Source organism: Kocuria himachalensis (genome assembly GCF_054784195.1).
Window position 1 is genome coordinate 55,655 of record NZ_BAAGPL010000006.1, and the last position, 14,144, is coordinate 69,798.

The 14,144-nt window shown below is 74.1% G+C and carries 12 protein-coding genes; 5 read left to right on the top strand and 7 right to left on the bottom strand.

The window, feature by feature from the left end; all coding sequences use genetic code 11:
• The first annotated feature begins 106 nt into the window (after positions 1-106).
• Both ACYVM4_RS04705 and ACYVM4_RS04710 read left to right on the top strand, forming a co-directional pair.
• Positions 107-766 (top strand): response regulator, encoded by a 660-nt coding sequence (locus tag ACYVM4_RS04705; RefSeq protein WP_460667793.1) that lies wholly within the window; start codon positions 107-109, stop codon positions 764-766.
• Complete coding sequence (locus ACYVM4_RS04710; protein ID WP_460667794.1) at positions 763-2,151, top strand: sensor histidine kinase; 1,389 nt, start codon at positions 763-765, stop codon at positions 2,149-2,151. The genes ACYVM4_RS04705 and ACYVM4_RS04710 overlap by 4 nt, the downstream gene beginning before the upstream one ends.
• A gap of 60 nt (positions 2,152-2,211) precedes the next feature.
• Here the strand turns inward: ACYVM4_RS04710 and ACYVM4_RS04715 are convergent, their stop codons facing one another.
• The 6 genes from ACYVM4_RS04715 to ACYVM4_RS04740 all read right to left on the bottom strand — a co-directional run bounded on the left by ACYVM4_RS04715 (position 2,212) and on the right by ACYVM4_RS04740 (position 10,791).
• Positions 2,212-3,264: an LLM class flavin-dependent oxidoreductase gene (locus tag ACYVM4_RS04715; RefSeq protein WP_460667795.1), complete on the bottom strand. Its 1,053-nt coding sequence runs from the start codon at positions 3,262-3,264 to the stop codon at positions 2,212-2,214.
• Positions 3,265-3,358: 94 nt separating this feature from the next.
• Positions 3,359-4,045: a hypothetical protein gene (locus ACYVM4_RS04720; RefSeq protein WP_460667796.1), complete on the bottom strand. Its 687-nt coding sequence runs from the start codon at positions 4,043-4,045 to the stop codon at positions 3,359-3,361.
• A gap of 130 nt (positions 4,046-4,175) precedes the next feature.
• Positions 4,176-6,026 (bottom strand): gamma-glutamyltransferase, encoded by a 1,851-nt coding sequence (gene ggt, locus ACYVM4_RS04725; protein ID WP_368822412.1) that lies wholly within the window; start codon positions 6,024-6,026, stop codon positions 4,176-4,178.
• 45 nt (positions 6,027-6,071) lie between these two features.
• Complete coding sequence (locus tag ACYVM4_RS04730) at positions 6,072-9,632, bottom strand: proline dehydrogenase family protein (protein ID WP_460667797.1); 3,561 nt, start codon at positions 9,630-9,632, stop codon at positions 6,072-6,074.
• A 131-nt stretch (positions 9,633-9,763) separates the two neighbouring features.
• Positions 9,764-10,237: a DUF2867 domain-containing protein gene (locus ACYVM4_RS04735; protein WP_368822408.1), complete on the bottom strand. Its 474-nt coding sequence runs from the start codon at positions 10,235-10,237 to the stop codon at positions 9,764-9,766.
• Positions 10,238-10,392: 155 nt separating this feature from the next.
• On the bottom strand, positions 10,393-10,791 hold the full coding sequence (locus ACYVM4_RS04740) for an NUDIX hydrolase (RefSeq protein WP_368822407.1): 399 nt from the start codon (positions 10,789-10,791) through the stop codon (positions 10,393-10,395).
• 167 nt (positions 10,792-10,958) lie between these two features.
• Here ACYVM4_RS04740 and ACYVM4_RS04745 point away from each other — a divergent pair, with 167 nt between their 5' ends.
• Positions 10,959-12,032: a threonine aldolase family protein gene (locus tag ACYVM4_RS04745; protein ID WP_368822405.1), complete on the top strand. Its 1,074-nt coding sequence runs from the start codon at positions 10,959-10,961 to the stop codon at positions 12,030-12,032.
• 79 nt (positions 12,033-12,111) lie between these two features.
• Here ACYVM4_RS04745 and ACYVM4_RS04750 read toward each other — a convergent pair whose 3' ends face one another.
• A complete protein-coding gene (locus ACYVM4_RS04750) occupies positions 12,112-12,735 on the bottom strand; it encodes a TetR/AcrR family transcriptional regulator (protein ID WP_460667798.1) in 624 nt (207 codons plus the stop codon).
• Positions 12,736-12,841: 106 nt separating this feature from the next.
• On the opposite strand from ACYVM4_RS04750, the gene ACYVM4_RS04755 reads away from it, so the two are divergent.
• A complete protein-coding gene (locus tag ACYVM4_RS04755; protein WP_460667799.1) occupies positions 12,842-13,414 on the top strand; it encodes a dihydrofolate reductase family protein in 573 nt (190 codons plus the stop codon).
• Positions 13,411-14,097, top strand: a complete 687-nt coding sequence (locus tag ACYVM4_RS04760) for a DUF899 domain-containing protein (RefSeq protein ID WP_460667800.1) — start codon at positions 13,411-13,413, stop codon at positions 14,095-14,097. Before ACYVM4_RS04755 ends, ACYVM4_RS04760 begins: the two co-directional genes overlap by 4 nt.
• Positions 14,098-14,144 lie beyond the last annotated feature (47 nt).

The window sequence follows — 14,144 nt, forward strand, 5'->3', positions numbered from 1 at the left end:
CCTTGTCAACCACCGAAGTGGGTACAGAGGCCGACTTGCTCCGCAGGATTTGCGATCGCCATACTACCGACAGGTAGTACGGAGGGCGCCGGGGGGCTGGGCCGAGATGGACACTGACATTGCAGAGGGATGCGCCGCGCGCACCTCGATCCTGGTGGTCGACGACCACACCACGTTCGCGGAGCTGCTGACCGGCGCGCTGAGCCAGGAGCCGGACCTGCGCAGCGTCGGCGTGGCCGACGACGTCGAGTCGAGCGTCCGACTGTGCGCGGCGCTGCGGCCCGACGTGGTGGTCATGGACTACCACCTCTCCGGCGGCAACGGCGTGACGGCCTCCGCCCGGATCCTCCGGGAGCGGCCGGGAACGCGGATCGTCATGCTGACCGGGGACCCCACGCAGCACGTCCTCGAGGCCGCGGCGAGCACGGGGATCTGCGCCTTCCTGCCGAAGGACGGCTCGCTCGCGACCCTGCTCGAGACCATCCGCAACGCCCGCTGCGGCACGATGGCGGTCCACCCGTCACTGCTGGCCGCACCGGCCCGCCGCCCGGCCGCCGAGGTGCCGGCCCTCACCCAGCGCGAGCTGCAGGTCCTGCGCCTCATGGCCGAGGGGCACGGCGTGGGCGCGAACGCCCGGCTGCTGAACATCACCCCGAACACCTGCCGCGGCTACGTGAAGACGATCCTCGCCAAGCTGGGCGCCCACTCCCAGCTGGAGGCGGTCGCCGCCGCCTCCAGGCTCGGTCTGCTGACGGCCCGGTCATGAGGCGCCTGCTCTCACGCGTGGAGCGCACCACTCCTGCGGCCGAGGTCCTGCTCGAGGACTGGCCGGTGCCACCACCGCCGACGACCGACCGGTCCGAGGTGCGGGCCGCCGTGCGCAGGTTCCTGCTCACCGGGCTCGTGGTGCTGCTCGTCGCGGCCGTGCCGGCGACCTGGTGGATCCGGGCCGTCGCCGAGGAGCACGCCGTGCAGCACGTCCTGCGCATCACCCAGCGGCTGGCCAACTACGCCGTGGCTCCCCTGATCACCGACGACCTGCTGGCCGGCGGCCCGGCGGCCACGGCCCAGCTGGACGTCCGGCTCCAGCCGTGGCTGGACGACGGGGCCATCCGGCGGATCAAGATCTGGGACGAGGAGGGGACCATCGTGTACTCCGACGAGCACGAGCTCATCGGGCAGAACTACGGCCCCCCCTCCTGGGACGACGACCTCGTGGCCCGGGGGGAGGGAGCCGCCACCCTCGAGCACCAGCAGGACGTGGAGAACTCCCACGAGTCCGGCGCCGGGCAGCTGGTCGAGGTCTACGTGGGCTTCGTCCCCGCCGGCGGTGAGCAGCTGGTCTTCGAGGCCTACTACGACGACTCGATGGTGCGCGACGAGCAGCGCTCCGTGCTCATGGGCATGGCACCGGCGTTCCTCCTGACGCTGGCGCTGTTCCAGCTGGCCCAGCTCGCCCCTGCGGTCGGCCTCGCCCGCCGGATCCAGGACCACCGCACGGCGCGCGCGCAGCTGCTCCAGCACGCCGTGGACGCCGCCGAGCTGGAACGGGTTCGGGTCGCCCGGGACCTGCACGACGACGTCATCCAGGACCTGGCCGGTCTCTCCTACTCGCTGGAGGCCCAGGAGATGACGGCGGCGGCGCCCGAACAGCGCAGCGCGCTGGGCCGGTCCCGGACGATCCTGCAGGGCAGCCTGCGCACCCTGCGCGGGATCACCACCGCCCTGTACTCCCCGGACCTGCTGACCCTCGGGCTGCCCAAGGCCCTGGCCCGGCTCGCGGACCCGCTGGCCCAGCGGGGGATCGACACGTCCGTGCGGATCAGCCCCGCGGTGTTCCTCACCCCCGAGCAGGAGGGCATGTTCCTCAAGGTGGCGCGGGAGGCGTTCGCGAACATCTCGAAGCACGCCCACGCGTCCACGGTCAGCCTGCGGCTCGACGTGGAGCACGGCGTCACGGTGATGTCGATCAGCGACGACGGCACCGGTTTCGACGACTCCGGGGGCTCTCCGGAGGGCCACCTGGGGCTGCGCATCATGCGGGACATCGCCGACGCCTCGGGAGCCGCTCTGGAGATCCGCTCGCAGCCGGGCGTGGGGACCACGGTGCTCGCCACCCTGCCCCGCGACGCGGTCACGCGCCGGTTCTGAGCGGCCCGGCCTGCGCCTCGGTCCGGGGGTCGAGGCGCAGGCCGGGAGCACGGGGCGGGGCTACGCGGTGGCGCCCTCGGTCAGGTCGGCGGTCATGTCCTCGACGTAGCGGCGCACCTCGGTGCCGAACAGCTCGATGCTGCGGCGCATCCGGGCGTGGTCCAGGGTGCCCACCGCGTACTTGAGGTCGAAGCGGGAGGCGCCGAGCGCCGCCGAGGAGCGCACGATCTTGCGGGCGACCGTCTCCGGTGAACCCACGAAGTAGGCGCCCTCCGGTCCGCACATCGCGTCGAACTCCGCGCGGGTCAGCGGGCCCCAGCCCCGCTCCTTGCCGATCCGGGAGTGCGTGTAGGCCTGGTGCGGGAAGAACTCCTCGCGGGCCTGCTCGTCGGTCTCCGCCACGTAGCCCGGGGAGTGGAAGGCCACCGGCTGCGGCTCCTTGCCGAAGTGCTCGAGGGCCTGGCGGTAGTAGTCGGCGAAGGGCGCGAAGGCCGAAGGGCTGCCGCCGATGATCGCGAAGATGACGGGCAGCCCGTAGTGGGCGGCGCGGACCACCGAGTTGGGCGAGCCGCCCACGGCGATCCACGTGCGCAGCGCGCCGGCCTCGGTCTTGGGGTACACCTCCAGGCCCTGGATCGGCGCGCGCAGCCGGCCCTGCCATTCGATCCGGCCCTCGGCGCGGAGCCGGTCGAACAGCTGCAGCTTCTCCTCGAACAGCGCCTCGTACTCGTCCAGCGGGTAGCCGAACAGCGGGAAGGACTCGGTGAAGGAGCCGCGGCCCAGGATGACGTCGGCGCGGCCGGAGGAGAGGGCGTCCACGGTGGCGAAGCGCTGGTAGACGCGCACCGGGTCGTCGGAGCTGAGCACCGTCACCGCGGAGCCCAGGCGGATCCGCTCCGTGACCGTGGCGATGCCGGCAAGCACCGTCTCGGGCGAGGAGACCGCGAAGTCCTCCCGGTGGTGCTCGCCGATGCCGAAGAAGTCCAGGCCCACCTGGTCGGCCAGCACCGCCTCGGCCACGATGTTGCGGATCACCTGCGCCCCGCTGAGCATCCGCCCGTCCGGCCCGGGGTAGAGGTCGCCGAAGGTGTTGAGGCCGAGCTGGATGGTCATGCGGAGCTCCTCGTCACGAATTTTGTGGATACATCCATAAAAGTCGTCGTCGTGCGCGCTTATTCCGGCAGCGCCGCCGCGGCCGGAGTCCGGCTCAGCGGGTGAGCCACTCCCAGGCGGTGTGCTTCTCGGGACCGGGGACGCCGCTGACGATCCACGCGATGTCGTCGGTGGAGAGCGGGAACGGCGGCTCCCCCTCCTGGTCAGCGGGCTCGAGCTCGTCCACGTGCTCGAGGCTCCACAGCTCGGCGAAAACCTGGGTGGGACCGCGCCGGTCCACCAGCCGCTCACGGACCTCCTCGGCGAGCTCGTCCAGGTGGTCCTGCAGGAAGCCGGCGAGCTCCGCCGCGAACCCGTCAGCCCCCTCCTCCGCCGGGTCGATGTCCCACGTCTGCCGCACCACCGCCAGGACCTCGTCGTTGTCCAGGGGGGCGCCGTCCCGCCGGGGGTCGGGCGCCTCGGCCGGGGCCGGCTCACCGGCGGCGACGGCCAGGAAGCGCTCCTGGAGGACGAACAGCGCGGCGACGGTCATCAGGTCGCGCACCCGCCGGCCGAGGGCGTCGTCGTCCTCCGGTCCGGCGCCCGCGCCGGCGAGACCCTCCCAGGCGTGGCGCACCCAGGCACGGACGCGATCGGGCTCGCCCGAGCGGACCGACGATGGGCGGATCGAGGACGGGCGCCACCCGGCCGTCGCCGCCCGCCACCGGTCGTCCAGGGCGGGGTCCCCCGGCACGACGGGCTCGGAGGGGCCGGGGCGGTCGGTGGGCGGGTGGCTGAACACGGTGCGGCTCCTGGGTCGGACGAACGGGGCGCGGGGCGCGCGGTCCGGACCCAGCGTAGGACCTGCCCAGGCAGGGCCGCGGGCCCCGTCCGCGGCGGACGGGGCCCGCGGCGTCACCGGCGGAGCGGGGTCACCGCTCGGGGTGCACCACCATGGCGGAGCCGCCGTAGCCGCGCTCGGTCTCGGCCGCCGCCTCGAAGCGGTCGTCACCGAGGATCCGGATGGCGGAGGCGTTGCCGATCCACCGGCGCGGGGGCGGGACCAGCTGGTGGCCCAGCCCGCTGAGCTGCCGTCCGACCTCGGATTCGGCCAGGCCGAGGTCGACCTCCTCCGGCCCGTTGCGGGAGCTCAGCCGGGGCGCGGCCACGGCGTCGACGAGGGCGAGGTCCCGGTCGATGTGCCCGGTGAGGATCTGCGCCACCGTGGTGATGATCGTGGCGCCGCCGGGCGTGCCCACCGACATCCACGGCTCCCCGTCCCGGAGCACGATCGTGGGGCTCATCGACGAGCGGGGCCGCTTGCCCGGGCCGGGCAGGTTCGGGTCCGGCACGCCCTCGGTGACGGGCGCGAAGTTGAAGTCGGTCAGCTCGTTGTTGAGCAGGAACCCGTGGTCCGGGACCGTGATCCCGGAACCGCCGGTCTGCTCGATGGTCAGGGTGTAGGAGACCACGTTGCCCCACCGGTCGGCCACGTTGAGGTGGGTGGTCGAGACCCCGCCGACGGGCTCGGGCTGACGGGCCTGCGGCGTCCCGCACGCGGCGTAGTCCCCGTCGGGCTCCCCGAAGGCGATCGGACGCTCCTGGGCCGCCGCGGGGTCGAAGAGGCAGGCGCGCTCGTCGGCGAACTCCTGGCTCGTGAGCTCCTCCACGGGCACACCCTCGACGTCCCCGATCCACCGGTTGCGGTCGGCGAAGGCGGTCGCAGTGGCCTCCGAGAAGCGGTGCAGGTACTGGGTCTCGGAGACCTCGGCAAGACCGGCCCCGGTGCGCTCGTCGTAGGCCTCGAGCAGGTTGAGGGTCTCGGCCACCGCCATGCCGCCGGAGCTGGGCAGGCCCATGCCGTAGACCTCCAGTCCGCGGTACTCGGTGGAGACCGGGTCCTTGAGCAGGGCCTCGTAGGACGCCAGGTCCTCGGGGGTCAGCTCCCCGGGGAGCACCTCCACGCCCTCGGCGGTGGCCGGTTCACGGCTCGCGTCGACGATCGCCGCTCCGATCGCCCCGTCGTAGAAGGCGCCGGTGCCCTCGTGCCGGATCGTGCGGTAGGTGCGGGCGAGGTCGGGGTTGCGGAACACGGTCCCCACCGCGGGCGCCTCGCCGTCGCGCAGGAAGAGCTCGGCCGTCTCGGGGAACTTCCCGAAGCGCTCGGCGTTCTGGGACGTCTGCTCCTGGAAGTTCTCGTCCACCACGAAGCCGCGGGCGGCGATCCGTTCCGCGGGGCGCAGCAGCCGGTGCAGGTCCATGGTGCCGAACTCCTCGGCGGCGGTCTCCCACGTGGCCACGGTGCCGGGCACGCCCACGGACGCCCCGGAGCTGACCACGGTGGCGAAGTCGAGGGGCTCGCCGTCCTCGCCCAGGAACTCGTCCTCGGTGTAGGTCGCGGGGGCGGTCTCGCGCCCGTCGATCGTGCGGACCTCGCCGGTCTCCGCGCTGTAGTGGACGAAGAACCCGCCGCCGCCGATGCCCGCGGAGTACGGCTCGGTGACGCCCAGGGCGGCGGCCGCGGCCACGGCGGCGTCCGCGGCGTTGCCTCCCCGCTCCAGCACGTCGATGCCGACCTGGCTCGCGAGGGGGTCCACGGAGGAGACCGCGCCGCCGCCGCCGGTCATGGCGGGGACCTTGGGCAGCTCGGCGGTGACGGGCGAGCCCCGGCCTCCGTGCTGCCCATCGTCGTGCGCGACGGCCGCGGAGCCGCCGAGAACGGTGCCGGAGACGCCGAGCGCTCCGGCCAGACCCAGTGCGAGGTACCTCAGGGATGCGCGCATGGGTTCAGCCTGGCACCGGGGCCGCGCCCCCACCAGGGGCGACGCCTACATTTCGGCTACCGGCGCCGGCGTGCCCAGGCCCGGCGAAGACGCGATCAGCCGGTGCACCACCGTCTCGGCGTCCGTCGAGGGGTTGCCGAACCGGTGCATCGTGACGGACACGGCCTGCTCCGCCAGGAACGGGAGCATCTCCACGCGCGAGGCGCCGACCACCGGGTCGGCGAGCAGCGCGACCTCGGGCCGCTCCGCGAGCGCCTCGGCGAGGCCGGGCGCAGTGCCCACCACCCGGATCCGTCCGGCCCCGCTCGGGTCGGACCAGTCCGCGGCGACCCGGGCGAACGCCTCGTCGCCGCAGGGGTCCAGCACGGAGCGGAACAGTCCCTGCACCTCCGCGGGCATCTCCTCGGCGGGGGCGAGGACCGCGCGCGCGCCGGAGCGCACCGCGGCGAGCCCCACCCGGATCACGTCCGTGAGCGGGGCGTCCTCGGCGGCGCGCACGACGACGTCGCGCGGGCGGTAGCGGAACAGGTTGGCCTCGGACTGCAGGCCGGTGGGGTCGTGGGCGCGGCCGAACTCCCGGTCCCACCAGACCTGGTCCTGCTCGGCGCAGGCCGTCAGCCAGGCGGCGTCCGGCGCGGGCACGAGGGGACGGAGCTCGGCGAGGTGGTGGGCGACGGACTCGGAGGGCTCGGCGCCGGTCTCCTCGGAGGAGTCCCCCTCGGACGGGGCCTCCTCGGACGGGGTCTCCTCGAACGGGGCCTTCTGCCACGAGCCGAGCTGGACCAGGTAGTTCGGGCCGCCGGCCTTGGCGCCCAGGCCCACCGAGGACCGCTTCCAGCCACCGAAGGGCTGGCGCTGGACGATCGCCCCGGTGATGCCGCGGTTGACGTAGAGGTTGCCGGCCGCGACGAGCTCCAGCCACGTGCTGACCTCGTCGGGGTCCAGGGAGTGCAGCCCGGCGGTGAGACCGTACTCGACCGCGTTCTGCAGCTCGATCGCCTCCTGCAGGTCCGTGGCCTCCATCAGCCCCAGGACGGGGCCGAAGCACTCGGTGCGGTGGAAGAAGGAGCCCGGGGCCACCCCCGTCCTGATCCCGGGCCGCCACAGCCGCCCGGTGTCGTCGAGCTGCCGCGGCTCGAGCAGCCACTGCTCCCCCGGGTCGAGGCGGGTCAGGGCCCGGTGCAGCTTCTCGCCGGGTTCGGAGATGACCGGGCCCACCGAGGCCTGCAGGTTCTGCGGCCAGTCCACGACCATCGAGGACGCGGCGTCGAGCAGCTGCCGGCGGAACCGCCCGGATCCCGCCACGCTGCCCACCAGGATGCCGAGGGACGCCGCCGAGCACTTCTGCCCGGCGTGGCCGAACGCGCTGGTCACGAGGTCCCACACGGCCCGGTCCCGGTCCGCGCTGGGGGTGATGACCAGGGCGTTCTTGCCCGAGGTCTCCGCGGTCATCGGCCGGCCCGCCCGCCAGGACTGGAAGAGCCGGGCCGTCTCGTAGGCGCCGGTGAGGACGATCCGGTCCACCCCGGGGTGGGAGACGAGGGCCTGCCCCACCTCCCCCTCGACGGAGTCGACGAGCTGGAGCACGTCCTGCGGCACGCCGGCCTCCCACAGGGCCTCGACCACGGCGGTCGAGCAGCGCCGGACCTCCGGGGCGGGCTTGTGCAGCACGGCGGCGCCGGCGGCCAGGGCCGCGACCGTGGAGCCGGTGGGGATCGCCAGCGGGAAGTTCCACGGCGGGGTGACCAGCACGAGCCGGTCCGGGACGAACCGGGCGCCGTCCACCGTCTCGAGCTCGAGGGCGCGGCGGGCGTACCAGCGGCAGAAGTCGATCGCCTCCGAGACCTCCGGGTCCGTCTGGCCCAGGGTCTTGCCCGCCTCCGCGCCGGCCACGGCCAGCAGGTGCCCCCGGCGGGCGGCCAGGACGTCGGCCGCCCGGTTGAGGATCTCCGCGCGCTCGCGGGCGCCGCGGGCGTGCCACCCCTCGGCGGCGTCCCGTCCCGTGCGCACGAGCCGCTCGACGTCCTCCGCGTCGACGGGATCGGGCACGGGCAGGGCCTCGTACCACTGCCGGTCCGTGATCCGGGCCGCGATCCGGTCGGCCCAGGCCTGGTTCGCGGGCACGGAGACGTCGGTGTCCGGCTCGTTGCGGAACGGCTCCTCCAGCGGCAGGTGCGCGGACCCGGCGTCGGGGGCGGTGCGGTCCTGGACCCGGGCGGGGGACGGGGCGGCGTCGGCCCGCGGCTCCAGCGCCTCGAGGGCGGCGCGGAAGCGCTGCTCCTCCCGCGCGAAGACGTCGTTGTCCGGGGCCAGTTCGAAGATCCCCGACATGAAGTTCTCGTGCGAGGCGTTCTCCTCGAGCCGGCGCACGAGGTAGGACACGGCCACGTCGAACTCGGCGGGTCGCACGGCGGGCACGTAGAGCAGCAGCTGCCCGACGTCGGCGCTCACGGCCCGCGCCTGCTCGACCGCCATGCCCTGGAGCATCTCGAACTCGATCCGGTCCGTCACGCCGCGGCGCTCGGCGAGCAGGTGGGCGAAGGCGATGTCGAAGAGGTTGTGCCCGGCGACCCCCAGCCGCAGCCCCGTCATCCGCCCGGGCACGAACAGCCAGTCGAGGACCCGCTTGTAGTTGGTGTCGGTCTCCTGCTTGCTGCTCCACGTGGCCAGGGGCCAGCCGTGCAGCTCGGCGTCCACGCGCTCCATGGGGAGGTTCGCGCCCTTCACGAGCCGCACCTTGATCCCCGCGCCGCCGGCCTCGACCCGCGCCGCGGACCACACCGAGAGGCGCCGGACCACCGCGAGCGCGTCCGGCAGATAGGCCTGGACCACGATCCCCGCCTCGAGGCCCCGCAGCTCCGGGTGCTCCAGGACGCGGGTGAACACCTCGGTGGTCAGGTGCAGGTCGGAGTAGACCTCCATGTCGAGGTTGATGAACTTGCTCCCGGCAGGGGCCTCGGCCGCGGCCCGGTAGACCGGCAGCAGCCGCTCGACGACCTTCGCCACGGTCCCCTCGAAGCCCCAGTGGGACAGCTGCGGGACCACGGAGGACACCTTGACGGACACGTAGTCGACGTCCTCCCGGTCCAGCAGCGCCGCGGCGTCGGCGAGGTGCTTGTCCGCCTCCTCCCGGCCGAGGACCTCCTCGCCCAGCAGGTTGATGTTGAGCCGGTGGCCCTGGGCCGTCAGCCGCTTCACGGCCTGCCCGAACGGCTTGGGGCGGGCGTCGACGATCATGTGGCCCACGAGCTGGCGGAGCCTGGTCCGGGCGGCGGGGACGACCACCTGGGGCGCCGAGGCGGAGAGGGCGGCCCCGAGCCGGATCTGGGCGCGGTCCGCCGCGGGCATGGTGCGGGGCACGATCTCGGCGAGCGCGTGGAGGGCCCGCCCGGCGGCCCGCACGTCCTCGGTGCGCACCACCCGGTCCACGAAGCCGACGGTGAACTCGAGCCCGTGGGGGTCCTGCAGGACGGTGGCGAGCCGGTCGGCGGCGCCGCCGCGGCGCCGGCGGCCCTCGGCGGCGCGCACGAGCCACTCGCGGACCAGGGCGACGGCCTCGTCGGCCAGGGCGCGGGAATCGGGGACGGACGGGGCGTCGGCGGTCATGGCGGCACTCTCCTGGAGGCTCCGCCCGGCAGCGGTGCCGAGGCACTCCCTCGGCCGCCGGCCGTGTCCACCGGGCGTCACGGTGGCCGGTGAGTCCACGCTACGGCGGGAGCGGCCGGGGCGGAAGAGCCCTATCCGCCCGCCTGCCGCAGGATGTCCGTGGCGAGCCGGCCGAGGACGGCCTTGTGCGGGGCGAGCATGGCGTACCAGTAGGCGCGGCCGGCCGCGCCCGCCGGGCGGAACACCGTGGTCTGGCGGTAGACGAGCGTGCCGCCCGGCCCCGGTTCCAGGCAGATGTCCAGCCAGGCGTCCCCCGGCATCCGCACGACGGACCGCAGCCTGAGCCGCCGCGGCGGCTCGATGGCCTCGACCGTCCACCAGTCCAGGCGTTCCCCGGCCGACAGGTGGTCCGGGTCCTCGCGGTGGCGCAGCCGCCCGGGCGGGAGGCCCAGGCGGTTGGCCGTGGCGCGGGCGGCCCAGACGCGGTCGGTGCTGTACCAGCCGCGCTCACCGCCGATGCCCTCGACGACCGCCCACACGGCGTGCTGGTCCGCCGTGGTCGTGCGCTCCACGGTGTCGACGTAGAAACCCCGCGTCTGTGCCATGCCCCTATCCAAGCACGCGCTCCGGGCCCGGACGGGGATCCGGGCGGGAAGGGTCCCCGGTCCGGCGCGGGCGGGGCAGGGCGCGGCCGGGCGCGGCGCAGGGCGATCCTGCCCGGACGGACTCGAGGGTCCGGCCCGGACGGGTCCGGGGGGGCTCAGGCCGGGTGGATCCCGAACCGTGCCAGGTGCTCCAGCAGGCCGTCGGTGGTCTCGAGCCCCGGCAGCTCCTCAGGGGTCACCCAGCGCACGGCGTCGGCGTCGTCGCCGGGGCGCAGCGTTCCGCCGAGGAAAGTGGCCGCGACGTCGTGCACCTCGTACTCGAGGTCCGGACCGGCGGGAACGCGCACCACCCCCAGCTCGCGCTCCGCGCGCACCCGGGCCCCGGTCTCCTCGAAGGCCTCCCGGACGGCGGCCTCGGCCACGGTCTCGCCGGGCTCCACCCGGCCGCCCGGCACGCTCCAGCGCCCGCGCTGGGGCTCCCTGCCCCGGCGGATCAGCAGCAGCCGGCCGTCCTCCCCGACGACCACCGCGGCGGCGGCCCGGACGATGCGCATGCCCCGACCCTACCGAGCGCCGCGTCGGCCCGGGGTGGAGCCCTGAACAGCTCGCCCTGGGGCGCCGTGGCCGCCCTGGTCCGCCGTGGCCCCGGCGAGGCGCACGGGGGCGCGAGTAGAGTGCGAGTGCCGCCCAGCACACCGTCGTCCCACCGGAAGGGCCCTCCGTGACCGACTCCGTCCTGTCCCGCCTGCACGACCCCGCCCGGAAGGGCTTCGCCAGCGACAACCACGCCGGCGTCCACCCCGAGGTGCTCCAGGCCCTCGCGACCGCCAACGGCGGCCACGTGGGCGCCTACGGCGCGGACCCCTACACCGAGGCGCTCCAGGACGTGGTCCGCCGGCACTTCGGGGAGCAGGCGGAGTGCTACCCCCTGTTCAACGGCACCGGGGCGAACGTCGTCGCGCTCGCGGCGATGACCGACCGCTGGGACGCGGCGATCTGCACGGCCACGGCCCACGCGCACGTGGACGAGTGCGGGGCCCCCGAGAAGGTCGCGGGCGTGAAGATGCTGGCCGTGCCCACGCCGGACGGAAAGCTGACCCCCGAGCTGATCGACCGGGAGGCGCACGGCTTCGGCTTTGAGCACCACGCCCAGCCGCGCGTCGTCACCGTCACCCAGTCCACGGAGCTCGGCACGGTCTACACGCCCGAGGAGCTGCGCGCGGTCTGCGAGCACGCGCACGGACTGGGCCTGACGGTCCACCTGGACGGCGCCCGGCTCGCCAACGCCGCCGCGGCCCTGGACGTCCCGCTGCGGGCCCTGACCACCGACGCGGGCGTGGACGTGGTCTCGTGGGGCGGGACGAAGAACGGGCTGATGGGCGCGGAGGCGGTCGTGGTGCTCACCCCGGACGCCGTGCGCCAGCCCCGGTTCGTGCGCAAGCTCTCGACCCAGCTGGCCTCGAAGATGCGCTTCGTGTCCGCGCAGCTGCTGGCCCTGCACACCGGTGACCTGTGGCTCGAGGCGGCCCGCCGGGCCAACGCCATGGCCCGGCGGCTGGCGGCCGGGATCGCGGAGGTCCCCGGCGCCCGCGTGACGCAGACCCCCGAGGCCAACGCGGTCTTCGCGGTGCTCCCGGCCGGGACCACGGCCCGGCTGCAGGAACGCTGGCCCTTCTACGTGTGGGACCCGGCCGTCGGCGAGGTCCGCCTGATGTGCTCGTGGGACACCACCGAGGAGGACGTGGACGGGTTCGTGGCGGCGCTGCGGCGGGACATGGTCGCTGCCGCCTCCTGATCCTGGGAGGCCCGAGGGAGCCTGCCTGACCTGGGGATCGCACCGGGGTGGTGCAGTCCCCGGGGAACCGGTCGACGGCTCAGACGATCCCGGAGATGATGTCGTCCACGACGCGCTCCGCCCACCCGTCGATCCGGTCCGGGCGCTGCTCGCGCAGCGGGCCGTGGACGACGAGCTCGGCGAAGCCGTGCACGGTGCTCCAGCAGGCCCACTCCGCGCCCTCCCGCCGCTCGGGGGAGAGCTCGCCCGCCACGACCATGCCGTCGAGGGCCTCCACGAGCAGCGCGAACGGAGGCGGCCGGCGGCCGGGGGCGTCGTCGAGCACGCCGTCGGGCGCTCCGCGGGCTCCGAAGAAGGCCGTCTCGAACCACCCGGGCTCGGTCACGGCGAAGGCGATGTAGCCGAGTCCCACCCCGCGGAGCCGGAGCCGTGCCCGGTCCCGGGGGTCGGCCTCCCCCGCGGCCGCCATCCGCGCGCGCATCTGCTCGGCCATCCTGTCCTGGATCTCCTGCGCCACCGCGGTCAGGAGCGCCTGCCGATCGGCGAAGTGCCGGTACGCGGCGTTCGGCGAGACGCCCACCTGCCGCGTGACCTCGCGCAGCCCCAGAGCCGTCGCCCCCCGCACCCGCGTCGCGACGAGACCGGCGTCGACCAAGGCCCTGCGCAGATCGCCGTGGTGATAGGAATCCCGGGTCCGTGGCACCCTTGACCCTCCTCCCGACCGGTGTGTACGGTGTGCACACTCTAGTTGTTCACGGTGTCCACTTGAAGACGGCGCACCGGCTGAGCACGGACGGAGGAGACCCGGCATGCGGGCTCTGGTCATCACCCAGAACATCACCCTCGACGGCTCGGTCGAGATGCTCGACGACTGGTTCGACCCCTCGGGGGATCCGGACCACCTGGCCCTGACCCGCCGCCAGGGTCAGGACACCGATGCCTGCCTCCTGGGCCGGCGGACCTTCGAGGACTTCCGCGGCTACTGGCCGCTGCAGACCCACGACACGACGGGGATCACCGACTATCTCGACCAGGTGCAGAAGTACGTCGTGTCCTCGACCATGACGGACCCGCAGTGGCAGCACTCGACGGTCCTGACCGGCGACCCCGTCGAGCAGGTGCGGCTCCTGAAGGACAGACCCGGCAAGGACATCGTCTGCACCGGCAGCATCACCCTGACCCACGCCCTCATCACCGCCGGGCTCGTCGACGAGTACCGGCTGTTCACCCACCCCGCCGTCCAGGGCCGCGGCCGGCGGCTGTTCCCCGACGGGCACGTCATTCCCCGGCTCCGGCTGCTCGACGCGCGATCGTTCGGGTCCGGAGTCACCTACACCGCCTACCAGCCGGTCCGAGGCCGGACACAGGAGGACACGTCATGACCAGTGCAGGACGGCCCCGCGTCGTCGATCAGGACACCTGGCAGCGGGAGCTCGACGCGCTGCGCGTCCGGGAGAAGGCCGCCACCCGCGAGCTGGACGCCATCGCGGCGCAGCGCCGCCGGCTGCCCATGGTCGAGCTGCCGGACTACACGCTCGAGGGCGAGGACGGGCCGGTGCGGCTCGTCGACGTCTTCGCCGGCAGACGGCAGCTCATCACCTACCACCACATGTGGTTCCCCGGCGAGACCTGGCAGTGCGGCGGCTGCACGGGCTTCACCTCCCAGTTCACCCGCCTGGACTTCCTCGACAACTACGACGCTCGGTTCGTGGTGGTCACCCAGGGCCCGATCGACGAGGCCCTCGCCTACCGCCGCCGTGTCGGCAACCGCATGACCTGGTACTCGACCGCCGGCAGCCCGTTCGGCGCCGACGTCGGTGCGCCTCCGGGAGGCGGCTTCGCCCTGAACGTGTTCTTCCGGGACGGCGACACCGTGTACCGCACCTGGCACAGCAGCGGGCGCGGCGTCGAACAGGTCAGCCACACCTTCCCGCTCATCGATCTCCTGCCCTGGGGACGCCAGGAGGAGTGGCAGGACTCCCCCAGCGGCTGGCCGCAGTCGCCCACCTACAGCGGGTGGCTCGGGTCCGAGGACGTCGCCGCCCTCTACGGCGAGGAGTCCTGACGAGACCGGGCGGCCACGTCACGGCGTGGCCGCCCGGTCTCCGGCAG